Genomic DNA, 25587 nt, shown 5'->3' with positions numbered 1-25587 from the left:
TACGGGAACAGCGCCCTGCGGAGGTTTGGCAACATGTCGGTACTATAGCAATACTCAGATGGAATTGACGAACCTGCGCCTACTCCCCCCCTCTCGCCACGCCCTTCACGTGGGGGCTGGACCAGGGGCCGGTGACACGATATTCCACCCGGGCAGCCTCGTCGATGTGCTCGCCCACGCCAGCCACCCGATCGAAGACGAACACAGCCAGGCCCGCCACCGGACCGCCCAGCAGGGCCCCCGCCAGGGGCAGGGTGCCGCGCACGCTGGGAATCACCACGATGGTCTGGTCGTAATCCCGCTCCACCAGCCCGGTGCGTCCCTGGATGCGGATGCGGGCGGCGGGGCCGTCGATGCGCAGGTCCGGGGTGTACACATTGCCCTCGGACAGACGGAAACTGCCGGTGAGTTCATCAAAGACAAATCCCCGCTGGAAGAAATCACGAAAGTCCAGGGCCAGGCGCCGCGGCAACAGGTTGAGACTGAACAGGCCCAGTAGGCGTCCAGCCCCCGGCTCCACCTCGACGAGGCGACCATCCCTGACCTTGAACTCACCCGTCCCCTCCAGTGTTGCCAGGTCAAAGCGATGAGGAGCCTCGGGCCAATCCAGGCTGGCCTCCACCCGGGCGCGGCCACCGCTGAAGGCGTGATCAAAGCCCAGGTCGGTGAGGCCGCGGCCCAGGTCATCGCTGTCCAGCTCCAGATCCAGCCGGGTGTGATGGGCCCCGTCATCATCCACGTTCCAGTGCCCCTGCATCCGTCCCTGCAGTTGTTCCCCCGCCGTCGCCAGCTGGCCCTCACGGATCACCAGCCCCTCGGGGGTCGGCTCGGTAACCAGGGTCAGTGAGCGAAAACGCCGCCCGTCCGTCATCAGCGTGCCCAGGCGAATATCCATGGGCGGCAACCGACGCGGGTCCACCTGGGCGGCCAGCCCCTGCCCTTCCCCGCCCGGGGTGAGCTGATCCAGATCCAGCAGGTCCAGGTCCAGCACCAGGGGCGTTTCATCGTCGGGTTCAAGCGGGATCAGCACCTGGCCCAGCACCAGCGGCGAGGCCAGTTGCAGGTCCCATTGGCCGGACTCCCGCCGGGCATGGATACTCATGTCCTGGGTTTCGCGGCCGCCGGCCAGGGTCACCGCCCCCAGTTGCAGGTCCACTTCATTGAGCGCCCCGCCTACACCTTCCAGGGGGGCCGACTCCAGCTCCGAGGCCAGCCCCCACCAGTCATCCACGTCCACCCGATCCAGCTGGCCCACCACCCGGATTCCCTCGGTCGGCAACAGGGCCGCCCCGCGGCCAATGCGCAGCTCCCCCGTGGTCCCATCGGGTTGCTCACCGGGGGAGAAGACAGCCTGAATATCCCCTTCAAGGCGCGCCCGGATGGAACCACCGGCCTCCCCAAGGGGAATCTCCACCTCCAGAGGACGACTGGATGAACGGGACTTTTCAAAGGGCACCGGCAGACTTGAGGCCACCCCCACAAGATCCGAGTCCAGCTCCAGCCTGGGCGATCCCTCCGGCGGCATGTGAAGCTGCGCCCGCCAGTGTGAGGCCCCCTCCAGCCGGGCGCCCACAGCCTCGGGGAGGGCCTCGCCCAGCAGGGCATGAAGCGATTGCATCCCCTCGGCCCGGGCCTGCAGTGCCCCGTCGGCGAAGCGGTCCACACTCAGGGTGACCGGGACGTCATTGAACCGGGCCGAAATGTCCCGGGCCTCAACGGTCTGTTCCGTGAAATCCACCTGCCCCCGGATGGCCTCCAGGGCCAGATCCTGCCCCGTCATGGACAGGCGATTACCCTGGAGCGCAAGGACACCCTCCACCTGATCCGGACGCTCCATGGCCTCGCGCCCCTGCAGGGGGATGTTCAGGCGCAGATCCAGCTGCCCCTCGCCGTCCACCTGCACATCGGGCAACCAGGCCTCCAGCCCTTCACCCAGGGGGCTTGCCGAGACATAGCGAAGATAATCGGTGAGCCTGCCCTGAACCCCGCCTTCGATTTCAAGGCGCGGGCTTTGCAGATCGTCGATCCGCACCCGGGCGTCGCTCACCTGGGCATCGAACAGACGCCCCCGGGCGCCACGCACCTCCATGGCCTGATTCTCGAAGACCAGTTCTCCAAAGAGCGCCTCGATGCGCGGCCAGCCCTCCTGGTAGTCCAGGATGCCGTCCTCGATACGCGCTTGCACCTGGAAACGCCCTTCATCCTCACGGAACGGAAAGGCAGCGAAAGGCCCCCGAAAAAGCATGCCTCCTGAGACCACACGCCCATCCACCACCGCCCGGCTCACCCATTCATGGGCTTCCTCGGGCATGATGCCTCGTGGCAGATAATGGGCAGTGCGGGCGCCGTTGCCTTCGCGAAACTCCACCACCAGATCCATGCCCGGATGCTGGCCCAGGGTCAACCCGCCTCGGGCACGGGCCTGAATATCCTCGTTGGCCAGGAGCAGATCCGGCGTGCTCAGCACGCCCCCTCCCGGGCCTTGTTTCCAGTGGATCGTGCCCCGGGCAGTGTCCGCCCACAGGGGGTGGTCGAACAGATCCGGCAGAGTCAATTCCAGCCCCTCGCTGTCGACCCAGATCTCTCCCTCATCCCCCGTGAAGGCAAAGCCCCCCTCCAGTCCGCGCAAGCCGGGTACCGGCCCGTGGGGAGATACCCCAAGCCCGCGAAAATGTCCGTGGGCGTGCAGGTTGGGGGGAGCATCGTGGGGCAGGTGCAGATCCAGGCTCACCTGATGCACCGTGCCCCTGGGGGCCAGCACGGACACATATTCCCGCCAGGCCTGGGCCAGAACCGGTTGATGTACCCACAAGGGAGCAATGTCGTCCAGGCGCAGGTAATCGATGCGGCCCTGCAACTGACGAGCCTCGTCGTCTTGCCGATAGCGCAGATCGAATCCGCCTTCGGGCCAGGCCAGGCCCTGGCGCTGCAACTGGATATCACTACCCCGCAACTGCCAGCCCCCGGGTTCTCGTAGCCACAGCAACCGCCCCGCCATATGGTCCAGGCCGGCAGGCACAACCTCTCCCACCTCATCGGCTGCCAGCTCCAGTTCGCGACCCTCCAGCTCCATGTGAACCTGCTCCACCCGACCCTGGTCCCAGGTGAGCCACACCCGGGCACCCAGTCGGCCCGACTCCAGCCCCACACGTTGGCCCGCCTCCCTGGGCAGACCCTGAACGTGGAGATTCTGGGCCTTCAGGTAGGCCCGACCGCGCCATTGATCCCGCTTCGGGGACAGGCGCAGGTCCATGCCCACCTGAAGGGCATGCCCCAACTGGGCCGGCAAAAAGACGTCGCCCGCCAGCCGCAGGCGATTCCCCTCCAGGGCCACGGCAAGATTCAGATCGTCGAACTGGTAGTCGATGCCCAGGGTGCGATCCTCCCAGCGCAGCCGACTGTCCGTGAGGGTGAGGTGGCGCCCGGCCAGGAGTTCGGTGAGATCGGCCGGTGGTGACGCCTCGCCATTCGCGGCGGGGGTGCCCTGAACCTGCACGCGACCGGACTCATCCCGCAGCACATGCACATCGGCGTCCTGCACCTGGATCCGCCCCAATGCGGGCTGGCCGCGCCACAGGCTGGCGGGCAGGTTCACGTCCAGTTGCAAACCGCCCACCTGGAGCAGGGGCGCGTGAGCATCGGCGTCATCGGGGGCGTGGATGCGCACATCGGTCAGACTCACCCGGGCCGCGACCAGGCGCCAGCGCAGGTCCACGTCACCCACCGTCACCGGGTGACCCGTCAGCTGGGAGAGCTCGGTCTCCAGCCGCGACTCCAGTCCCGGCAGGCGGGGCACCACCAGCCGAAGGACCAGGGTAAGGGCAGCCAGCAGGATGATGGCGGCCACGACAACCCGGATGGAGATGGCGAGAATCCTGACTGACAAGTGATCTGCCCCGGGGTTAGTGAATCATGCGGTTTGCCGTCAGAGCAACACCACGTCGAACTGCTCCTGGGTGTACAGGCTCTCCACCTGAAAACGAATGGGGATGCCGATGAATTCCTGCAGTTGCGCCACGCTGGCGGATTCCTCGTCCAGCAACAGATCCACCACTGCCTGGGAGGCCAGCACCAGCAATTCCCGGGCATCGAACTGCCGTGCCTCCCGCAGGATCTCGCGGAACATCTCGTAGCAGACGGTCTCGGCGGACTTGACATAGCCACGCCCGCTACAGGTGGGACAGGGTTCGCACAGTTGATGTTCCAGGCTCTCGCGGGTGCGCTTCCGGGTCATCTCCACCAGTCCCAGGGGCGAGACGTCGCAGATCTGGCTCTTGGCGTAGTCCTTTTCCATGGCCTTTTCCAGGGAGCGCAGCACCTGGCGCTTGTGCTCATCCTGGGTCATGTCGATGAAATCGACGATGATGATGCCTCCCAGATTGCGCAGCCGCAGTTGCCGGGCAATGGCCTGGGCCGCCTCCAGATTCGTCTTGAAGATGGTCTCTTCCAGGTTGCGGTGACCCACGAAGGCGCCGGTATTGATGTCGATGGTGGTCATGGCCTCGGTCTGATCAAAGATCAGATACCCGCCGGACTTGAGCTCCACCTTGCGCTCCAGGGCCTTCTGGATCTCCTCTTCCACGTTGTAGAGATCGAAGATGGGTCGCTCGCCGGGATAATGCTCAATGCGATCCACCAGTTCCGGCACGTATTCCCGGGCGAACTCGCTCACCCGCTGCACGGTCTCCCGGGAGTCGATGCGGATCTTTTCCAGATCCACCCCCACCATGTCCCGCAGGATGCGCAGGGTGAGCGGCAGGTCTGCGTAAACCTCGGAGCCGGCCTTGGCCGCCCGGGCCGATTGCTGGATGGTCTGCCAGAGTTTTTCCAGGAAGATCACATCGTTCTTCAAGGCCTCCACGGGGGCAGCTTCAGCCGCGGTGCGCACGATGAAACCATAGGAGGTCTGCACCTCCGCCTGCAGGGCCTCCAGGGTGGTCTTGAGCCGCGCACGCTCGGTGTCCGCCTCGATGCGGGTGGAGATGCCGATGGTGGTATTGCCGGGCATGAGCACCAGATAGCGGGACGGCACCGTGATGTAGGTGGTCAGACGGGCTCCCTTGGAACCCAGCGGGTCCTTGATCACCTGCACCAGGATGTCCTGCCCCTCGCGCAACAGCCGCTGGATGGGCTCGTTGCGTTCGGTTTCTTCCCGGGGCAGTTCCTCGCGTTCCACTGGTGCCACATCGGAAGCGTGCAGGAAGGCGGCACGCTCCAGGCCGATGTCCACAAAGGCGGCATCCATCCCGGGCAGCACGCGGCTCACCCGGCCCTTGTAGATGTTGCCCACAAGACCGCGCCGTCGGGCGCGCTCCATGTTCAGCTCCATCAACACGCCGTTTTCCACCAGGGCCACACGGGTCTCCTGGGGAGTGACATTCATGAGAATTTCCGTACCCATCATTCTTCGGTGCCTTGTTGCTAGGTGTCTGGGCGCCCGGAGAGGCGAAGCCCACTACACGATACAGGATGCCAAGGGTTTCAGTCCCCGGCCAGCAAGGCCCCGGTCTCGAACAGCGGCAGGCCCACCACGCCGCTGTAACTGCCCTCGATATGTTCCACGAACAGGGCAGCGAGGCCCTGGATGCCATAGGCACCGGCCTTGTCCACCGGTTCGCCACTGGCCCAATAGTCCTCCCGCTCACGCAACGACAGGCACTTGAAGCGCACGCGGGTGGCACTGAGGGCATCCCGGATCCGTTCCCCCTGAACCAGAGCCACGGCGGAATACACCGTGTGATCCCGCCCTGAAAGGCGGCCCAGCATGTCCAGGGCATGCTCCCTGTCCATGGGCTTGCCCAGGATGTCACCGTCAATACTGACCACCGTGTCGGCCCCCAGCACCGGACGTCCCGCAGCATGGTGGGCACCGGCCAGGGCCTTGGACCGGGCCATGCGCCGGGCGAACTCATCGGGCGCCTCCCCCGGGTGAGGGGTTTCGTCCACATCCACGGGGCGCACCTCATGGCAGACCCCGATCTGATCCAGCAGTTCACGGCGACGGGGCGAGGCGGAGGCAAGGATCAGCATGACGGATGAAACTCTATTCGCGGTGATAGGGGTGCCCGCGCAGCAGGGACCACGCCCGGTACAGCTGTTCGGCCAGGATCACCCTGACCATGGGGTGCGGGAAGGTCAGCGGCGACAGGGACCAGGTGAAATCGGCCCGCGCCCGGCACGCCGGTGCAAGGCCATCGGGGCCACCCACCAGCAGGCACACATCCCGACCCGACTGCATCCAGTCGTCCAGCTTGCCCGACAGGGTGGCCGTGTCCAGACCACGGCCATTTTCATCCAGGGCCACCACCCAGGCATCCCGGGGCACGGCGGCCAGCAGGGCCTCGCCCTCCTGTTCCCGCAGACGCTCCACCGGCACGCTACGCCCCCGGCGTGGCGCGGCGATCTCACGCAGTTCAAGCCGGCATTCCGCAGGCAGGCGCTGGGCATAGGTGCGGTAGCCCTCGTTGACCCAGGCCGGCATGCGGTGGCCGATGGCCAGCAGATGAATGCGCACGGTCTAGCGGCGCAGGCGACGCACGGCTGCCTCGGGGGAGTCCTCATCGGGCTCGGGCTGGGCCTGCTCATCGGTGAGCCAGAGTTTTTCCAGGTTGTAGAAATCACGCACCTGGGGGAGCATCACATGCACCACCACATCGTTCAGATCCACCAGCACCCACTCCGCATCCTGTTCGCCCTCCGAGCCCAAAGGCATGACGCCGGCCTCCTTGGTCTTGACCAGGACGTTCTCGGCCAGGGACTTCACATGGCGGTTGGAAGTGCCGGTGGCAATGACCATGGTGTCGGTGATGGAGGTCTTGCCACGCACGTCGATCACCTTGAGGTCCTGAGCCTTCATGTCTTCCAGGGCATCGGTGACGATCTGCGTCAGTGTTTCTGTCTGCATCTTGAGTCTCTTGTTTAACGGGTGGCCGCGGGACCGTAAAGGCCATGGTCGGCGATGTAATCCACCACCACCCTGGGGGTCAGGTACAGGGGGCTGTACCCCCGGGCAATCAGGCGACGAATGGCGGTGGCGGAAATATCCAGCTGGGTCACCGGCAGAAAGAACACCCGCCCTGCCGGTGTTCGGCGCAGATCCTGGGGATCCAGGGTGCAATGATCCTGCATCCAGTCACCCAGGTCATGGGACGCGGGACTCCCGGGGCGGTGGGAAACCACCACATGGGCAAGTCGGGTGATCTCCCGCCAGCGGTGCCAGGAGGACAACCCGGCAAAGGCGTCCATGCCCAGCATCAGGCACAAGGGCACCTCCTGGCCCAGCTCCGCCCGCAGGCTCTCCAGGGTGTCCACGCTGTAGGAGGGGCCTTCGCGCTGCAACTCCCTGGGGTCCATGACGAACCCTGGCTGCCCCTGCACGGCAAGCTCCACCATGGCCGCGCGATGCGCCACCGATACCGCCGGCTGCCGCCGGTGCGGCGGCAGACCACAGGGGATGAAGCGCACCTCATCCATGCCCAGGTGTTCCTGCACCTCCAGGGCCGGACGCAGATGGCCGAAGTGGATGGGGTCGAAGGTGCCGCCCAGGATGCCGATCATGAGTCCAACGGGCGCCTCACTCCACCCTGATCAGCCACGTACATGGCCATCACCCAGAACGATGAACTTGAGGGTGGTGAGCCCCTCCAGACCCACCGGCCCGCGGGCATGCAACTTGTCGGTGCTGATGCCGATCTCGGCACCCAGGCCGTATTCGAACCCGTCGGCGAAGCGGGTGGAGGTATTGACCATCACGGAACTGGAATCCACCTCGCGCAGGAAGCGCCGGGCACGGGTGTAGTCCTCGGTGATGATGCTGTCGGTATGCTGGGAACCATGGGTGTTGATGTGCTCGATGGCCTCATCCAGACCTGCCACCACCCGGATGGACAGCACCGGGGCCAGGTATTCGGTATCCCAGTCCGCATCCGAGGCCTGGGCGATATCCGGCAGGAAATCGCGGGTACGTGGACATCCGCGCAGTTCCACGCCCTTTTCATCGAACAGGGGCTTGAGGGCCTTGAGGGCGCGGGGGGCAATGCCCTCGGCCACCAGCAGGGTTTCCAGGGTATTGCAGGTGCCGTAGCGCTGTGTCTTGGCGTTCACGGTGACCCGCGTGGCCTTGTCCAGCTGAGCGTGGTCATCGATGTACACATGGCAGATGCCGTCCAGGTGCTTGATCACCGGGATCAGGGATTCCTCGCTCACCCGGGCGATCAGGCTCTTGCCGCCCCGGGGCACGATCACATCCACGTGATCCTTCAGGCGCAGCAGGGCACCCACGGCCGCACGGTCGGTGGTGGCAACAACCTGCACCGCATTCGCCGGCAGGCCCGCGGCGGCCAGGCCATCACGGATGCAGCCAGCCAGGGCCTGGTTGGAATGAATGGCCTCGGAGCCGCCCCGCAGGATGGCCGCGTTGCCGGATTTGAGACACAGGCCGGCGGCGTCCACGGTGACGTTGGGCCGGGATTCGAAGATGATGCCGATCACCCCCAGGGGCACCCGCATGCGCCCCACCTGAATACCGCTGGGGCGATAATTCAGATCACTGATGGCCCCCACCGGATCCGGCAGTGCGGCAATCTGACGCAGGCCTTCGGCCATGACGCCGAGGCGCTCCGGGGTGAAGGCCAGCCGGTCCAGCATGGCTGCATCCAGGCCGTTACGCTCACCAGCCTCCAGATCCTTGCGGTTTTCCGTCATGAGTTGATCGGCACGCTGCTCGATCAACTCCGCCATGGCCGTGAGCGCGGCATTCTTGGCGCCGGACTCGGCCCGCGCCAGTTCCCGGGACGCAGCACGGGCCTGATGACCCATCTCCTGCATCATGTTCCGGATGTCATCGTTTGCTGTATCGGACACTACGGTGTTCCTGTCAGAGGGGAATGGTCCGGGACCACACGGGTCCCCGCCAGATTCAAGGTCAAGTCTAACAACTCATCCCAGGGGTTGCCCGGATGGCGGCCCTTGATGGCCCGATCCACCCGGGCGCAGCTGGCCAGCAGGCGCCCAAGGCCCATCTCACCATGGCGCCGCAGCGCCTGACGCACGATGGGCTGACGGCGCTGGGGGCGCACGCCGCTCAGGATCTGCTGGACCGGTTTGTTGGCCTCCACCTGTTCGGCCATGCGATGCAGGCTGCGGATTTCCCGGGCCAGGGCCCAGAGCACCAGCACCGCCTCGATGCCCTCATCCCTCAGGCCCTGGAGCACACGCACGGCCCGGGCAGTTTCGCCTGCCAGGGCCGCATCCACCAGGTCGAAAACGCCGAAGCGGGCACTGTCGGCCACGGCGCTCAGCACCGCATCGGCATCCACCGGCCCCGGGCCGCTCAGCAACACAAGCTTGTCGATCTCCTGAGTTGCGGCCAGCAGGTTGCCCTCCACGCGTTCTGACAGCAGACGCAACGCATCGGCGGTGGGCTGCAGACCATGCCGGCGCATTCGCCGCTGCATCCAGCCCTGGGTGCCGGCCAGATCCAGCGGCCACACCTGCACCAGCACACCCGCCGATTCCAGAGCCTTGCACCAGGCAGTCTTGCGGTCACTGGCGTCCAGTCGACCGGTCTCGATCAGGAGTACTGTGTCCTCTGCCGGTCGCCGGGCGTAGGCCTGCAGCACCTTGCTGCCATGAGCGCCCGGCTTGCCCGTGGGCATGCGCAACTCCAGCAGGCGTCGGCGGGCGAACAGGGACAGACTCTCGGCGGCGGCGGAGAGTTGCTCCCAGTCAAACCCCTTGTCCACGTTGAAGACCTCACGATCCTCCACGCCCTGGACCCGGGCGGCGGCGCGCACGGCATCCGCCGCTTCCATCAATTGCAAGGGCTCGTCACCGGAGAGCAGATAGATGGGCGCCAGGGCCTTTTCCAGGTGAGACTCCAGTTGCTCGGGACGAAGCTGCATGGGCTGCAGGCTCAGCGGGCGGCGCTTTGCAGGCGCAGCAGGATGAGTTGCACCGCGTCCCGGCGCATGGATTCGCGCAGCACCCGCTCCTGTTCCGAGCGCCCCAGCACCCCGGCGGGATCAAAGAGATAATCCCGGGTGAGGGTCAGGGTCTGGGTGGGGATCTCGAACTCCGAACCCAGGCCCTCCACCTGGAAGCCGATGGTGAGATAAACCTCGTATTCACTCACCCGCGCATCTCCACCCACCGACAGCGTGCGGCGCCCCGTATCCATTCGGGTGATGCGCAACAGCGCATCGGCCTCGTCCCGCTCCACCACCCGGACGCCGTTGGCCCGCAGGGACTGGGCCAGGTCCCGCGCCAGTGCATCTTGCTCACTGATGCCGGAGATGGCCGTCCGGGCCATCTCCGGCGGCAGTTCCCCCGCCCCACGCAACTGAAATCCGCAGGCGACGAGGGTGAGACACACCAGCACCACCCCGATCCAGGCCAGGCTGCGACCGCCGCCCGCAGGCAGGGTGGCTCGCGGAGCCCGGTGAGCCATGGGGATCACTTGGCCACCACGTTGACCAGCTTGCCGGGCACGACGATCACCTTGGCCACGGACTTGCCTTCCGTATGACGCTGCACGTTGTCGTCAGCCAGGGCCATTTGCTCGATGGCGGCCCGATCGGCCCCTGTGGGTACGCGGATATGGCTACGCAGTTTGCCGTTGACCTGCACCACCAGTTCCTGGGTGTCGCTTTGCAGGGCGGATTCATCCACCTGTGGCCAGGCGCAGTCCACCACGGCCCGATCATGCCCCAGCTCCCGCCATAGGCGATGGGTCACGTGGGGGATGATGGGCGAGAGCATGAGCACCACCGATTCCAGCACCTCCTGAGTGAGGGCCCGATCCTGATCGGTGTCCCCTTCCAGACGCCCCAGGTCGTTCATCAGCTCCATGCAGGCGGCGATGGCGGTGTTGAAGGTATAGCGGCGGCCCACGTCATCGCTCACCTTGCCGATGGTCTGGTGCAGCTTGCGGCGCAGATCCGCCTGGGCATCGTTCAGGCTGGCGGGATCCAGGGCCGGGGCGGCGCCCTGGCTGACGTGATCATGCACCTGCTTCCACAGCCGCTTGATGAAGCGGAAGGCACCCTCCACGCCGGAATCCGACCATTCCAGAGACAGCTCCGGGGGGGCGGCAAACATCATGAACAGACGCACGGTATCGGCGCCGTAGCGCTGGATCAGCTCCTGGGGGTCCACGGTGTTGCCCTTGGACTTGGACATCTTGGCGCCGTCCTTGAGCACCATGCCCTGGGTGAGCAGATGGGTGAAGGGCTCATCCCCCGGGACCAGGCCCTCGTCGCGCATCAGCTTGTGGAAGAAGCGGGCGTACAGCAGGTGCAGTACGGCATGCTCGATACCCCCCACATACTGATTGACGGGCAGCCAGTGCCCGGCACGCTCATCCATCATGGCGTCATGGTTGTCCGGGCAGGTATAGCGGGCGTAATACCAGGAGGACTCGAAGAAGGTATCGAAGGTGTCCGTTTCCCGCTCGGCCTCGCCGCCGCATTCCGGGCAGGTGGTCTTGTAGAATTCCGGCATCTTCTTGATGGGTGACCCGGTGCCATCGAACGCCACGTCCTCGGGCAGCACCACCGGCAACTGTGACTCGGGCACCGGCACGGCACCGCAACCGGGGCAGTTGATGATAGGGATGGGGCAACCCCAGTAACGCTGCCGGGATACACCCCAGTCCCGCAAACGGTAATTCACCTGACGGGTACCCAGTTCCCGGGACTCCAGATAACCGGCGATGGCCTCGAAGGCCTGGGGGAAGTCCAGCCCATCGAACTCGCCGGAGGCCATCAGTACCCCCTTGTCGGTGAAGGCCTCCTGCGCCAGGTCCACGCTTGCCGTCTCGTCCGCCGGACGAATGACCTGGCGAATGGGCAGCCCGTGGGCGCGGGCGAACTCCCAGTCCCGCTGATCGTGGGCGGGCACGGACATGACGGCGCCGGTGCCATATTCCATGAGCACGAAGTTGGCCACCCAGACGGGCACGGGCTCTCCGGTGATGGGGTGGCGTGCCTCGATCCCGGTGGCCACGCCCCGCTTCTCCAGGGTGGCCATGTCGGCCTCGGAGACACTGTTGTGCCGGCATTCCTCGATGAAGGCAGCCACTTCCGGGCGCGTTTCCGCGGCCTGCCGGGCCAGGGGGTGATCGGCAGCCACGGCCATGTAGGTCACACCCATGAGGGTGTCGGGGCGGGTGGTATAGATCCGCAGCGGTTCACCACCGTCCACCGGGAAGGCCACCTCCACGCCCTCGGAGCGACCGATCCAGTTGCGCTGCATGGTGCGCACCTGCTCCGGCCAGCCGGTCAGATTGTCCAGCCCATTGAGCAGTTCCTCGGCATAGTCGGTGATGCGCAGAAACCACTGGGGGATCTCGCGACGCTCCACCTTGGCGCCGGAGCGCCAGCCGCGGCCCTCGATGACCTGTTCGTTGGCCAGCACGGTCTGATCCACCGGGTCCCAGTTGACCACGGCGGTCTTCTTGTAGACCAGCCCCTTTTTGAACAGTCGGGTGAACAGCCATTGCTCCCAGCGGTAGTACTCGGGCGTACAGGTGGCCAGTTCCCGGGACCAATCATAGGCAAAACCCAGGCGCTGCAACTGGCCGCGCATGTAATCGATGTTCTCGTAGGTCCACTGGGCCGGGGGCACACCATGCTTCATGGCGGCGTTCTCGGCGGGCAGGCCGAAGGCGTCCCAGCCCATGGGCTGCAGCACATTGCGGCCCTGCATGCGCTGGTAACGGGCAATCACATCGCCGATGGTGTAGTTGCGCACGTGCCCCATGTGCAGCCGCCCACTGGGATAGGGAAACATGGATAGACAGTAGAAGGTTTCCCGGGACGGGTCCTCCTGGGCGCGAAAGCAATCCTGCTCGGCCCACCAGGCCTGCGCTTCAGTCTCGACGGTCTCGGGTTGATACTGTTCTTGCATGGTCACACCGGCTGGGATCTGGATACGGGTTCGCGGGACGCAACGGGGCATGCCCAGAGCGGCATGGGTCGGGCCCGGGACGTGCGGAAAGACCGAAAAGAATACCAGTGCGCGCGGCAGGGGAACAACTGATGGGGTCGTCAAGCCGTGACCCCCGAGACGATGGGCACGCATAGCTGTCCAACGGAAGAGTTGGTAGGCTCTGAGACTGCGGCGTCAGCGATTTCCACCAGGAGGGCACAACCATGGCCGAACAAGAGCAGCAAAAATCAGAACATCCGGTGAAGGACACTCTGGCCCATGCCTACGACACCATGCTGGAGCGGGTGAAGCATGCCGTGGAAACGGCTGAGGAGCGGGCTGCGCCCAGTCTGGAGCAGGCCATTCAGCATGCCCGCAAGCGGGCGGTGGACCTGGGGGAGATCACTCGGGAAGAGGCGCACGAGGTGGCCGATTACATCCGCCGGGACCTGCACGACATGGGCGACTACCTGACCGAGTCCAGCCGCGACTACCAGACATGGTTCCGCATGGACCTGCAACTGATCGAGGCCCGGCTGCTGGACCTGCTGGGCTCCATTGCCGATCGCACCCGGGTGGAACTGGCAGAACTGGAGGCCCAGGCCCGGGTGGTGGGCGTCTGGCATACCGGTGAAGTGGCTGGCCCGGGTGTGCTCCGCTGCGACAAGTGCGGCAAGGAGCTGCACTTCACCGAAAGCGGGCGCATCCCACCCTGCCCCAAATGCCGCGCCACCGAATTTCACCGCGTACGGGGCTGAAGCGACGGGCGGGGCAGCCAGGGCCGTCGCTCAGGTGGTGCGACGGCGGGCCAGCAGCGGCAGGGCCACCACCATGGCAACAGCCCACAGGACCACCGGCCAGTTGCCCCAGATCACGTAGGGGGTGGCCCCATCCCGGGGTTGTGTGTGTCCGGTCAGCACATGGGTCTCGAACTGGGGTGACTGATCCCGTATGCGGCCCCGATGGTCGATGACCGCTGAAATACCCGTGTTGGTGGCCCGCAGCATTTCACGCCCCGTTTCCAGGCTGCGGGCCCGGGCGATCTCGAGATGCTGATGAGGGGCGATGGAATCGCCGAACCATGCGTCGTTGGTCACATTCACCAGCAACTGGGCCCGGGGCAGCGCGCGGATGATCTGCGAGCCAAAGGCATCCTCGTAGCAGATGGAGGGTCCCAGAATGACCCCCGCCGCCTTCAGGGTCCAGCCTCCGTGCCCACGGGACAGGTCCGCCATGGGCAGTTCGATGAAGTCGTCCAGCCACATGAGCAGGCCCCGCAACGGCAGATACTCACCAAAGGGCACCAGTTTGCGCTTGTGGTAGAACTCGGCCTCGCCTGCCCCATCCAGACGGGCAATGCTGTTGTACATGTTCCCGGTTTCCGGATCGTAGGTGAAGATGCCGGTGATCATCGTGCTGCCCTGGGCCCGCGCCGCCCGGGCCAGGGGGCCGAGAAATTCCGGCTCCAGTCGGCGGTGAAAGGTGGGTACCGCGGTCTCGGGCCAGACGATCAAATCGCTGCCAAAGGCCTCCTCCGTGAGTTGGGCGTACAGGGCCATGGACTGGGGCAGATGCTCCGGCAGCAGTTTCTCCTCCTGGGCGACGTTGCCCTGGAGCAGACTGGCGGTGAGGGGCTGGCCGGTGGGACGCGTCCACTCCACCTGGGAGAGCAGCGCACCGCCCAGCCACAGGGCCAGGATGACACCGCCGGCCCACAGTGCTGCCCGTTGCCCGCGAATCAGTCCCCAGGCCAGGCAGCCGGCCATCACCGCCACCAGCGCACTCACTCCAAAGACACCCACCACCGGCACGTAGCCAGCCAGTTGGGTGTCCAGATGGGCCGTCCCCAGCAGCAGCCAGGGGAAGCCGGTGAGGAACCAGCCCCGCCACCATTCAAACAGCACCCACAGGGCCGGCATCAGCAGGATCAATGCCCAGGGCCCGGGCATCCGCACGCGCAAACGCGCCACCAGGTAGCCCATGAAGGCCGGGAACAGGGCCAGGGCCAGCACGAAACCCGCCGTGATCAGGGCCGCCAGGGGCGCGATGGCCGCCCCGAACAGGTGCAGGCTGTGATACACCCAGTAGACGCCCGCACCAAACAGGCCCACCCCAAAGGCATAGCCCCGCCAGGCGGCCTGGCGCGGGCTGGCACCCACCCAGAGGATGAAGAGGATGGCGGGGGCCAGAATGCTCAGGGCACGCACTTCAAAAGGTGCGAAGGCAAGCACCTGCAGCACACCGGCCAGGGCGGCCACCAGGGCCGCCAGGCGCGGGTGTTGCTCAATGCGCCGCGGCAGAGAGAGGTCCGAAACGGATGCAGTCATGGGAGGGAGGGGTCTTTAACGTCAGCGGGACCGCAGTCAGGAGGCGTTTTCGGATTCAACTGCGGGCATGTCCCGGTAGCTGAGCTCCAACAGATGAACACGGCGGTTATCGGCGCGCAGCACGCGCACGTGGAAACGATCGAATACCAGCTCCTCGCCCCGCTTGGGTACATGCCCGAATCGATGGACGATGAAACCGCCGATGGTGTCGAAGGCCTCGTCGCTGTACTGGGTGTTGAAATAGGCGTTGAACTCCTCGATGGGAGTGAGTGCCTTGACGGTGAAGCGGCCATTGGTATGACGCAGGATATGGGTAAGAAAATCGTCGATATCGTGCTCGTCATCGATCTCGCCGACGATCTGTTCCAGCACATCCTCGATGGTGACCAGTCCGGCCACGCCACCATACTCGTCCACGACGATGGCCATGTGGTTGCGGCTGTTCCGAAACTCCTTGAGCAGGATATTCAGCCGCTTGGCCTCTGGGACGAACACGGCGGGGCGCAGGATGTCCTGCATGTCGAAACCCTCCGCCCCCTCCGGGGTGAAATAACGCAGCATGTCCTTGGCCAGCAAAATGCCCACCACTTCATCCCGGTCATCACCGATCACGGGAAAGCGGGAATGGGCCGATTCCGCCAAAAAGGGCACGATTTCATCAAGCCGGGCATCCCGGTTCACCACATCCATCTGTGCCCGCGGGATCATGATATCCCGCACCTGCATGTCGGCCACCTGCATCACGCCCTCAAGCATCCCCAGGGCATCCGGATCGATGATCTGGCGCTGGTGGGCATTGCGCAGCAGTTCCACCAACTGGCTACGATCCCGGGGCTCCGAGGAGAGGGCGAGGCTGAAGCGCTCCACCCAGCTGCGGGTCCCGGGGTGACTAGATCGATCAGTGTTCATGAGGGTGTCGTTTCAGAGGGGTTGTCAGGGAGGGAATAGGGGTCGTCATAACCGCATTCTGCCATCAGCAATGTTTCAATCGTTTCCATCTCGTGTGCATCGGCCTCGTCCAGATGGTCGTAACCGCGCAGATGCAGGACGCCGTGGATCACCATGTGAGCCCAGTGACTGCGGGACGCCTTGCCCTGCTCCCGGGCCTCGCGGGCCACCACAGGGGCGCAGATCACCAGATCGCCCAGATGATCCACCGGAATGCCTTCCGGCGCCTCGAAGGGGAAGGACAGGACATTGGTGGGGCCCCGCTTGCCACGATAGGCGCCATTGAGCTGGGCGCTCTCATGCTCGTCCACAACCCGGATGACCACGGAACCCGGGGCGCCCTGGCGTGCCAGATCCACCCAACGGCTCAGGGACACGGGGGCGGGGATGCCCCGGCGAGGCACCGCATACTGGACCTGGGTCCGAGAGTCCATGGTCAGGCACCCTGGCCGCCGGCATCTCCGGCGTCATAGGCCTCGACAATACGCTGCACCAGGGGATGGCGCACCACGTCCCGGGCGGTGAAGAAGGTGAAGCTGACGCCCTTCACATCCTTGAGGATTTCCACCCCATGGCGCAGACCCGACTGCCGGGGATGGGGAAGGTCCGTCTGCGTCACGTCCCCGTTGACCACGGCGGTGGAGCCAAAGCCGATGCGGGTGAGGAACATCTTCATCTGTTCCGGTGTGGTGTTCTGGGCTTCATCCAGGATCACGAAGGCATCATTGAGCGTGCGCCCGCGCATATAGGCCAGCGGGGCCACCTCGATGACGCTGCGTTCCTGAAGTTTGGCCACCTTCTCGAATCCCAGCATCTCGTAAAGCGCGTCGTACATGGGACGCAGATAGGGGTCGATCTTCTGGGCCAGATCCCCCGGCAGGAATCCCAGGCGTTCACCCGCCTCCACCGCCGGGCGCACCAGCACCAGGCGACGCACCCGGTCCGTCTCCAGAGCCTCGCAGGCAGCGGCCACGGCCAGATAGGTCTTGCCGGTCCCCGCAGGACCCACGCCAAAATTGAGATCGTGGGTGCGGATGTTGCGCAGATAACGCATCTGATGGGCACCGCGCCCCCGGATCACGCCGCGGCGCAGGCGCAGGACGGGCTCATCCTCGTCGGCGGCACTGTCCCGGCGCTCCATGAGCAGGTCCACCTGAGACTCCTGCAGGTGCAGGTGCACCCGCTCGGGCGTCAGGGCCTCGCCCGCAGTGATGCGATATAGATCACGAATCACCTCGGCACCGGCCTGGGCAGGCTCCGTGTCACCAATGATATTGAAGCGGGCGCCCCGGTTATTGATTTCCACCCCCAGGCGCTTTTCCAGCAATCGAAGGTGTTCATCAAACTGGCCACAGAGATTGGCCAGGCGCAGGTTGTCAGCGGGCTCCAGCGACAACTCCACAGAGGAGGGTCGGGCCGCGGATTTGGGGTCGGCAGGTTGATCTGTCAAGGTCGGGTCAGGCCACTGGACGTGTTGCGTGTCTTGAAAAGTATAGCTGGATCAGGCGCCGTTCGCCGCCACGGGCGTCGGTCGTGGGTGTGCGGGATCACGCACGAGTTCACCGCGCAGGGAGTTGCTCATGGCCTGGGTGATGCGCACGGGGACAAAACGCCCCAACAGCTCCGGGCCACCGGGGAAGTTGACCATGCGGTGATTGGCGGTGCGACCGGCCATGCAGGCCGGATCCTTGCGGGACGGGCCCTCCACCAGCACGGTTTCCACCGAACCCACCATGGCCTCGCTGATGGCCCGCGCCGATGCGTTGATGCGATCCTGCAGGCGTTGCAGGCGCGCCTTCTTCACCTCCAGGGGTACGGAGTCCTCCAGATTGGCAGCCGGCGTGCCCGGGCGAGGGCTGTAGATGAAACTGAAGGACTGATCGAACCCCAGGTCCTCAATCAGTCGCATGGTGGCCTCGAAGTCGGTGTCGGTCTCACCCGGAAAGCCCACGATGAAATCCGAGGACAGGGACAGGTCCGGGCGTGCCTCCCGCAGCCGCCGGATGCGGGACTTGTATTCCAGGGCCGTGTGGCCGCGCTTCATGGCCGCCAGGATGCGATCCGAACCACTCTGCACCGGCAGATGCAGGTGGCTGGCCAGCTCGGGCACATCGGCAAAGGCCTGGATGAGGCTGTCGGAGAACTCCACCGGGTGGGAGGTGGTGAAGCGGATGCGGTCGATGCCGTCCACCGCCGCCACATAGTGGATCAGCAGGGCCAGGTCGGCGATCTCGCCATCATGCATGGGGCCACGATAGGCATTCACGTTCTGCCCCAGCAGATTCACCTCCCGCACCCCCTGGGCGGCCAGCTGCGCCACCTCGGCCAGCACATCATCGAAAGGCCGGCTGATCTCCTCGCCGCGGGTGAAGGGCACGACGCAGTAGGTGCAGTACTTGCTGCAGCCCTCCATCACCGAGACAAAGGCCGTGGGGCCCTCGGCCCGGGGCTCGGGCAGGCGGTCGAACTTCTCGATCTCGGGGAAGGAGACATCCACCACCGGCTGTTTCTCCCGGCGGGCGCGATCCAGCATTTCGGGAAGACGATGCAAGGTCTGGGGGCCGAACACCAGATCCACGAAGGGCGCCCGCTCGCGCAGCACCTCCCCTTCCTGACTGGCCACGCAGCCCCCCACGCCGATCAGCACGCCCGGGCGGCTGTCCTTTAGCTGGCGCCAGCGGCCCAACAGCGAAAAGACCTTTTCCTGGGCCTTCTCGCGGATGGAGCAGGTATTGAGCAGCAACAGATCAGCCGAGGCAGGATCGTCCGTCAACTCCGCCCCATGGGAAGCCCGCAGCACGTCCACCATCTTGCCCGAGTCATACTCGTTCATCTGGCAGCCGTGGGTCTGGATATGGATCTTGAGAGTCATGGGAAGATTTTAACCGTGATCCGGCTGAATGTCGCGGGCCGATGGGGCCCGGCCGTGTGCCGCCTGTTGTGGGAGCGCCCCCCGGCCGCGAATGCGGGTGGCACAGGCCAAAAGCCCGGCATCACCGCCATTCGCGGGCAAGCCCGCTCCCACGGTGCCCCCACCAAAACAGTGCCCCTTCATCAGGGGCACTCAAATCTGCGGGGGCATCATCCTGGAACAGGCATCCAGTCTCAGAAGGCCCGCCAAAACGCCAGCTGCGGGGCAGCCCGGCATGAGGGACCGCCCGGTAGCGGTGGGGACAGATCGACCCTTGTGGGAGCGGGCCTGCCCGCGAATCGCTGCGTTAGCAGCGCTTGGGGGATTGGGGCCGCCGCTTTCGCGGGCAGGCCCGCTCCCACAGGGGGCATGTCAGGTCCTATTTAGAACGGTATATCGTCATCAAAATCACTGGGCCCGGGGCGCGAGCCGGACGGTTGACCCGAGGACTGCCCCCCGGATGATCCGGGACCGCCCTGGTCACGGGGTGGGCTCTGGTCCCACTGGCCGCCGCTGGAATCGAAGCCACTGGAGCTACCGCCTCCACTGCCACCCCGGCCACCGAGCATCTGCATCTCGTTGGCCACGATCTCGGTGCTGTAACGATCCTGACCGTCCTGGGTCTGCCATTTGCGCGTTTGCAAACGGCCCTCCACATACACCTGGGAGCCCTTGCGCAGGTACTCCCCGGCGATCTCCGCCAGACGACCGAAGAACACCACCCGGTGCCACTCGGTGCGATCCTGCATCTCGCCGCTCTGCTTGTCCTTCCAGCGATCCGTGGTGGCGATGCTCACATTGGCCACCGCCGAGCCACTGGGCATGTATTTCACTTCCGGGTCATTCCCCAGGTTGCCCACCAGGATGACTTTATTGATACCTCTTGCCATGTTCGCTCCTAACGCCTCATTGGGTCCATTTCAAATCGATTCGAATCATTCCCTGATGCCCGGATCATCCGTGATGCCGGACGCACTCCCCGACCCACGGATCCCCTGTGCCGGGACGGCTTGGGGGGCGGGGATCATGTTACATTAGTCGTTTGCCTGCAATCTGTCACTGGGGTGGATCCACTCCTTCCGCCCCCTCGAAGCGATCACTCCATGGAACAGATCATCATCCGCGGCGCCCGGACCCACAATCTTCAGAGTGTGGACCTGGTGCTTCCCCGAGACCGTCTCATCGTCATCACCGGCGTGTCCGGATCGGGCAAGTCCTCGCTCGCCTTCGACACCCTGTTCGCCGAGGGGCAGCGACGCTATGTGGAGTCCCTGTCGGCCTATGCGCGGCAGTTCCTGTCCATGATGGAAAAGCCGGATGTGGACCACATCGAGGGGCTCTCCCCGGCCATTTCCATCGAACAGAAGACAACCTCCCACAACCCGCGTTCCACCGTGGGCACCATCACCGAGATCTACGACTACCTGCGCCTGCTGTTCGCCCGGGCCGGCACGCCCCGTTGCCCGGAGCATGGCACCACCCTGGAGGCACAGACGGTGAGTCAGATGGTGGATCAGATCCTGGCGCTCCCGGAAGGCGACAAACTGATGCTGCTGGCCCCGGTGGTGCAGGAACGCAAGGGCGAACACCTGAACGTGCTGGAAGGCTTGCGGGCCCAGGGCTATCTGCGGGCCCGGATTGATGGAGAACTCATCGAACTGGACGACCCGCCCAGCCTGGAGCCACGGCGCAAGCACACCATCGAAGTGGTGGTGGATCGGTTCCGGGTAAGAGAAGACATCGGCCTGCGCCTGGCCGAGTCCCTGGAAACCGCCCTGAACCTCTCCGAGGGCCTGGCCCTGGTGGCCTGGCTGGACGACCCGAAACGCGCACCGCTGGTGTTCTCCTCCCAGTTCGCCTGCGCCCATTGCGGCTATGCCATCCAGGAGATGGAGCCGCGCATGTTCTCCTTCAACAACCCGGTGGGCGCCTGCCCCACCTGCGATGGGCTGGGCGTGCAGCAGTTCTTCGACCCGGAGCGCGTGGTGGCTCATCCGGAACTGAGTCTGGCCGGCGGCGCCGTGCGCGGCTGGGACCGGCGCAACGCCTACTACTTCCAGCTCATCCAGTCCCTGGCGGCCCATTACGGCTTTGACATTGAAACCCCGTTCGAGGAACTGCCCGACGAAGTCCGCCAGGTGGTGCTCCACGGCAGCGGCCGGGAAAAGATCCATTTCGAGTACGCCAACGAACGGGGCCGCCGCTCCCGATCCGAACATGCATTCGAGGGCATCATCCCCAATCTGCAGCGCCGCTACCGGGAAACCGATTCCAGCGCCGTTCGGGAGGAACTGGCCAAGTACCGGTCCATGCATCCTTGTCCCGCCTGCCAGGGCACCCGCTTGAACCAGGCCGCACGCAACGTCTTCGTGGACGACCGCACCCTCCCCCAGATCACCGCGCTTCCCATCGGCGATGCCCACAGTTTCTTCACGGAACTGTCCCTGCCAGGCAAGCAGGGACAGATCGCCGACAAGATCGTCAAGGAGATCGTGGCGCGCTTGAACTTCCTGGTGAACGTGGGCCTGGACTACCTCACCCTGGACCGCTCCGCCGACACCCTCTCTGGAGGCGAGGCCCAGCGCATCCGCCTGGCCTCGCAGATCGGTGCTGGTCTGGTGGGCGTGATGTACATCCTGGACGAACCGTCCATCGGACTGCACCAACGGGATAACGAAAGATTGCTCAACACCCTCACCTACCTGCGGGACCTGGGCAACACCGTCCTGGTGGTGGAACACGACGAGGACGCCATCCGGCGCGCCGACCACGTGGTGGACATGGGTCCGGGCGCCGGACGCCACGGAGGCCGCGTGGTGGCCCAGGGCACACCCGCACAGGTGAGCCAGACAGAACAGTCCCTCACGGGTCAGTATCTGAGCGGGCGCCGACGCATTGAAGTCCCGACCCAAAGACACCCGGTGGACCCGGAGCGCCTGCTGCGCATCATCGGCGCCCGGGGCAACAACCTGCGAAACGTGGACATGGACGTCCCGGTAGGCCTGCTCACCTGCGTTACCGGGGTATCCGGCTCCGGGAAATCCACCCTGATCAACGACACCCTGTATCGGCTCATGGCCTTGCGGATCAACAAGGCGGGCGAACAACCGGCGCCCTACGAGCGCGTGGAGGGGGCGGAATACCTGGACAAGGTGGTGGACATCGACCAAAGCCCCATCGGTCGCACCCCGCGCTCCAACCCGGCCACCTATACCGGCCTGTTCACCCCCATTCGCGAACTCTTCGCGGGCACACAGGAGGCCCGTTCCCGCGGTTATGCCCCCGGCCGGTTTTCATTCAACGTCCGCGGTGGACGCTGCGAGGCCTGCCAGGGAGACGGCGTCATCAAAGTGGAAATGCACTTCCTGCCCGACGTCTACGTGCCCTGCGACATCTGCCGGGGCAAGCGCTACAACCGCGAAACCCTGGATGTGCGCTACAAGGGCAAGAACATCCACGAAGTGCTGGAGATGACCGTGGAAGAGGCCGTGGACTTCTTTGAAGCCGTCCCGGTGGTCAAACGCAAGCTGGACACACTGATGGACGTGGGGCTCTCCTACGTCCAACTGGGACAGAACGCCACCACCCTATCAGGTGGCGAGGCCCAACGGGTGAAACTGGCCCGGGAGCTCTCCAAACGGGACACCGGCCGCACCCTGTACATTCTGGACGAACCCACCACCGGCCTGCACTTCGAGGACGTGGATCAACTGCTCAAGGTACTGCATCGCCTTCGGGATCACGGCAACACTGTGGTGGTCATCGAGCACAATCTGGACGTGATCAAGACCGCCGACTGGCTCATCGACCTGGGCCCTGAAGGCGGCTCCGGCGGCGGCGAGATCATTGCCACGGGGACGCCGGAGGCGGTCGCTGCAGTGCCTGTGTCGCATACGGGCAGATTCCTGGCACCGATGCTAGGCATGAGCGATTCGCCAGCGGTTTCCTCCACCGGGGGTTAGCGGCCGTCCCAGTCGCTCCCGCGCAGCGCCCCCCAGCCCATCAAGGCAGCGCCGGGCGCCTGAGCCACCCCGAACGCCGGGCAAAAAAAAACCCCGACCGTTTGACCGATCGGGGTTTTCAGGATAAGAGCCTGGCAGTGACCTACTCTCGCATGGGGAAGCCCCACACTACCATCGGCGCTGAGCAGTTTCACTTCCGAGTTCGAGATGGGATCGGGTGGTTCCTACTCGCCATGGCCGCCAGGCAAACTGGGTGTGATCCATTTCAATCAATGGGATCACCAATTCAGGAAAGTTCCAGGTGTTGTCATGTTGCTGTGATGACCGCACACCCTCAAACTGCTTGGGTGTTATATGGTCAAGCCTCACGGGCAATTAGTACGGGTTAGCTTCACACATTACTGCGCTTTCACACCCCGCCTATCAACGTTGTCGTCTTCAACGGCCCTTCAGGGGCATCAAGTGCCCAGGGAGATCTCATCTTGAGGAAGGCTTCCCGCTTAGATGCTTTCAGCGGTTATCCCGTCCGTACTTAGCTACCCGGCAATGCCACTGGCGTGACAACCGGAACACCAGAGGTACGTCCACTCCGGTCCTCTCGTACTAGGAGCAGATCCTCTCAAATCTCCGACGCCCACGGCAGATAGGGACCGAACTGTCTCACGACGTTCTAAACCCAGCTCGCGTACCACTTTAAATGGCGAACAGCCATACCCTTGGGACCTGCTTCAGCCCCAGGATGTGATGAGCCGACATCGAGGTGCCAAACACCGCCGTCGATATGGACTCTTGGGCGGTATCAGCCTGTTATCCCCGGAGTACCTTTTATCCGTTGAGCGATGGCCCTTCCATACAGAACCACCGGATCACTAAGACCTGCTTTCGCACCTGCTCGACGTGTCTGTCTCGCAGTCAAGCACCCTTACGCCTTTGCACGCACTGCGCGATGTCCGACCGCGCTGAGGGTACCTTCGCGCTCCTCCGTTACTCTTTGGGAGGAGACCGCCCCAGTCAAACTACCCACCACACACGGTCCCTGTCCTGGATTACAGGACGAGGTTAGAACTCCAAACATGCCAGGGTGGTATTTCAAGGTTGGCTCCACCGAAACTAGCGTTCCGGCTTCAAAGCCTCCCACCTATCCTACACAAGCAGGTTCAAAGTTCAGTGTGAAGCTGTAGTAAAGGTTCACGGGGTCTTTCCGTCTAGCCGCGGGTACACTGCATCTTCACAGCGATTTCAATTTCACTGAGTCTCGGGTGGAGACAGTGCCGCCATCGTTACGCCATTCGTGCAGGTCGGAACTTACCCGACAAGGAATTTCGCTACCTTAGGACCGTTATAGTTACGGCCGCCGTTTACCGGGGCTTCGATCAAGAGCTTCGCTTACGCTAACCCCATCAATTAACCTTCCGGCACCGGGCAGGCGTCACACCCTATACGTCCTCTTTCGAGTTTGCAGAGTGCTGTGTTTTTAATAAACAGTCGCAGCGGCCTGGTCTCTGCGGCCCCCAGCAGCTCCAGGTGCAAGACCCTTCACCACCAGAGGCGTACCTTCTCCCGAAGTTACGGTACCATTTTGCCTAGTTCCTTCACCCGAGTTCTCTCAAGCGCCTTGGGATTCTCACCCTGCCCACCTGTGTCGGTTTCGGGTACGGTCACTTCATACCTGAAGCTTAGAGGCTTTTCTTGGAAGCTTGGCATCGACCACTTCGCTCCACATGGGAGCTCGTCATCACGTCTCAGAATTGTGCCACCGGATTTGCCTGGAAGCACTCCCTACACGTTTAAACCGGACACCAACTGCCGGCTGATCTAGCCTACTCCGTCCCCCCATCGCAGTATGAAGCGGTACAGGAATATTAACCTGTTTCCCATCGACTACGCATTTCTGCCTCGCCTTAGGGGCCGACTAACCCTGCGCCGATTGACGTTGCGCAGGAAACCTTGGGCTTTCGGCGGATGGGGTTTTCACCCATCTTATCGTTACTCATGTCAGCATTCGCACTTCTGATACCTCCAGCATGCCTTACGACACACCTTCGCAGGCGTACAGAACGCTCCCCTACCACTTGACCATTAGGTCAAATCCGCAGCTTCGGTACATGGCTTAAGCCCCGTTGAATCTTCCGCGCGGGCCGACTCGACCAGTGAGCTATTACGCTTTCTTTAAAGGATGGCTGCTTCTAAGCCAACCTCCTGGCTGTCTGGGCCTTCCCACATCGTTTCCCACTGAGCCATGATTTGGGGACCTTAGCTGGCGGTCTGGGTTGTTTCCCTCTCCACGACGAAAGTTAGCTCCCGCCGTGTGTCTCCCATGCTCGCACTTCCTGGTATTCGGAGTTTGCAATGGTTTGGTAAGCCGGGATGGCCCCCTAGCCATAACAGTGCTCTACCCCCAGGAGTGATACATGAGGCACTACCTAAATAGCTTTCGGGGAGAACCAGCTATCTCCGGGCTTGATTAGCCTTTCACTCCTATCCACAGCTCATCCCCTAATTTTTCAACATT

The 25587-nt window shown here is 64.2% G+C and carries 18 protein-coding genes and 2 rRNA genes (1 of these 20 only partly in view); 2 read left to right on the top strand and 18 right to left on the bottom strand.

The window, feature by feature from the left end; genetic code table 11:
• Positions 1–79: 79 nt before the first annotated feature.
• The 10 genes from ECTHA_RS0109440 to leuS form a co-directional block, all read right to left on the bottom strand.
• Complete coding sequence (locus tag ECTHA_RS0109440) at positions 80–3886, bottom strand: YhdP family protein (protein WP_025282168.1); 3807 nt, start codon at positions 3884–3886, stop codon at positions 80–82.
• 39 nt (positions 3887–3925) lie between these two features.
• Complete coding sequence (rng, locus tag ECTHA_RS0109435; RefSeq protein ID WP_025282169.1) at positions 3926–5404, bottom strand: ribonuclease G; 1479 nt, start codon at positions 5402–5404, stop codon at positions 3926–3928.
• A 77-nt stretch (positions 5405–5481) separates the two neighbouring features.
• A complete protein-coding gene (locus ECTHA_RS0109430) occupies positions 5482–6030 on the bottom strand; it encodes a Maf family protein (RefSeq protein ID WP_025282170.1) in 549 nt (182 codons plus the stop codon).
• Between the two features lie 13 nt (positions 6031–6043).
• Entirely contained in the window at positions 6044–6514 is a 471-nt protein-coding gene (rlmH, locus tag ECTHA_RS0109425) for a 23S rRNA (pseudouridine(1915)-N(3))-methyltransferase RlmH (RefSeq protein WP_025282171.1), read from the bottom strand.
• 3 nt (positions 6515–6517) lie between these two features.
• Positions 6518–6904, bottom strand: a complete 387-nt coding sequence (rsfS, locus tag ECTHA_RS0109420) for a ribosome silencing factor (RefSeq protein WP_025282172.1) — start codon at positions 6902–6904, stop codon at positions 6518–6520.
• Between the two features lie 14 nt (positions 6905–6918).
• On the bottom strand, positions 6919–7557 hold the full coding sequence (nadD, locus tag ECTHA_RS0109415; protein WP_025282173.1) for a nicotinate-nucleotide adenylyltransferase: 639 nt from the start codon (positions 7555–7557) through the stop codon (positions 6919–6921).
• Positions 7558–7587: 30 nt separating this feature from the next.
• On the bottom strand, positions 7588–8862 hold the full coding sequence (locus tag ECTHA_RS0109410) for a glutamate-5-semialdehyde dehydrogenase (protein WP_025282174.1): 1275 nt from the start codon (positions 8860–8862) through the stop codon (positions 7588–7590).
• Positions 8862–9902 carry a DNA polymerase III subunit delta gene (holA, locus tag ECTHA_RS0109405; RefSeq protein WP_025282175.1) on the bottom strand — a complete coding sequence of 347 codons (1041 nt, stop codon included), beginning with the start codon at positions 9900–9902 and terminating at the stop codon, positions 8862–8864. Before holA ends, ECTHA_RS0109410 begins: the two co-directional genes overlap by 1 nt.
• Before the next feature lie 11 nt (positions 9903–9913).
• On the bottom strand, positions 9914–10447 hold the full coding sequence (locus tag ECTHA_RS0109400; RefSeq protein WP_025282176.1) for an LPS-assembly lipoprotein LptE: 534 nt from the start codon (positions 10445–10447) through the stop codon (positions 9914–9916).
• A 5-nt stretch (positions 10448–10452) separates the two neighbouring features.
• Positions 10453–12906: a leucine--tRNA ligase gene (gene leuS / locus ECTHA_RS0109395; RefSeq protein ID WP_025282177.1), complete on the bottom strand. Its 2454-nt coding sequence runs from the start codon at positions 12904–12906 to the stop codon at positions 10453–10455.
• A 245-nt stretch (positions 12907–13151) separates the two neighbouring features.
• Here leuS and ECTHA_RS0109390 point away from each other — a divergent pair, with 245 nt between their 5' ends.
• Positions 13152–13685, top strand: coding sequence for a zinc ribbon-containing protein (locus tag ECTHA_RS0109390; RefSeq protein ID WP_025282178.1), 534 nt, complete (start codon positions 13152–13154; stop codon positions 13683–13685).
• A gap of 30 nt (positions 13686–13715) precedes the next feature.
• On the opposite strand, the gene lnt is transcribed toward ECTHA_RS0109390, so the two are convergent.
• The 6 genes from lnt to ssb form a co-directional block, all read right to left on the bottom strand.
• Positions 13716–15254 (bottom strand): apolipoprotein N-acyltransferase, encoded by a 1539-nt coding sequence (gene lnt, locus ECTHA_RS0109385; RefSeq protein WP_025282179.1) that lies wholly within the window; start codon positions 15252–15254, stop codon positions 13716–13718.
• A 36-nt stretch (positions 15255–15290) separates the two neighbouring features.
• Complete coding sequence (locus ECTHA_RS0109380; RefSeq protein ID WP_025282180.1) at positions 15291–16163, bottom strand: CorC family transporter; 873 nt, start codon at positions 16161–16163, stop codon at positions 15291–15293.
• The gene (gene ybeY / locus ECTHA_RS0109375) at positions 16160–16636 is read right to left on the bottom strand and encodes an rRNA maturation RNase YbeY (protein ID WP_025282181.1); all 477 of its coding nucleotides are present in this window, start codon (positions 16634–16636) and stop codon (positions 16160–16162) included. The genes ECTHA_RS0109380 and ybeY overlap by 4 nt, the downstream gene beginning before the upstream one ends.
• A gap of 2 nt (positions 16637–16638) precedes the next feature.
• Complete coding sequence (locus tag ECTHA_RS0109370; protein WP_025282182.1) at positions 16639–17652, bottom strand: PhoH family protein; 1014 nt, start codon at positions 17650–17652, stop codon at positions 16639–16641.
• Between the two features lie 51 nt (positions 17653–17703).
• A complete protein-coding gene (gene miaB, locus ECTHA_RS17845; RefSeq protein WP_025282183.1) occupies positions 17704–19074 on the bottom strand; it encodes a tRNA (N6-isopentenyl adenosine(37)-C2)-methylthiotransferase MiaB in 1371 nt (456 codons plus the stop codon).
• 422 nt (positions 19075–19496) lie between these two features.
• Positions 19497–20003 carry a single-stranded DNA-binding protein gene (gene ssb, locus ECTHA_RS0109360; RefSeq protein WP_025282184.1) on the bottom strand — a complete coding sequence of 169 codons (507 nt, stop codon included), beginning with the start codon at positions 20001–20003 and terminating at the stop codon, positions 19497–19499.
• Positions 20004–20216: 213 nt separating this feature from the next.
• On the opposite strand from ssb, the gene uvrA reads away from it, so the two are divergent.
• Positions 20217–23075, top strand: a complete 2859-nt coding sequence (gene uvrA / locus ECTHA_RS0109355; protein ID WP_026623674.1) for an excinuclease ABC subunit UvrA — start codon at positions 20217–20219, stop codon at positions 23073–23075.
• 129 nt (positions 23076–23204) lie between these two features.
• On the opposite strand, the gene rrf is transcribed toward uvrA, so the two are convergent.
• A 5S ribosomal RNA gene (rrf, locus tag ECTHA_RS0109350) occupies positions 23205–23320 on the bottom strand.
• Between the two features lie 109 nt (positions 23321–23429).
• Positions 23430–25587: ribosomal RNA gene (locus tag ECTHA_RS0109345) — 23S ribosomal RNA — on the bottom strand; it runs 729 nt beyond the window's last position.

It is taken from the genome of Ectothiorhodospira haloalkaliphila ATCC 51935 (assembly GCF_000633935.1).
Lineage (GTDB): Bacteria > Pseudomonadota > Gammaproteobacteria > Ectothiorhodospirales > Ectothiorhodospiraceae > Ectothiorhodospira > Ectothiorhodospira haloalkaliphila.
The sequence above is the reverse complement of the archived record's forward strand: the minus strand, read 5'-3'. Positions and strand labels throughout refer to the sequence as shown.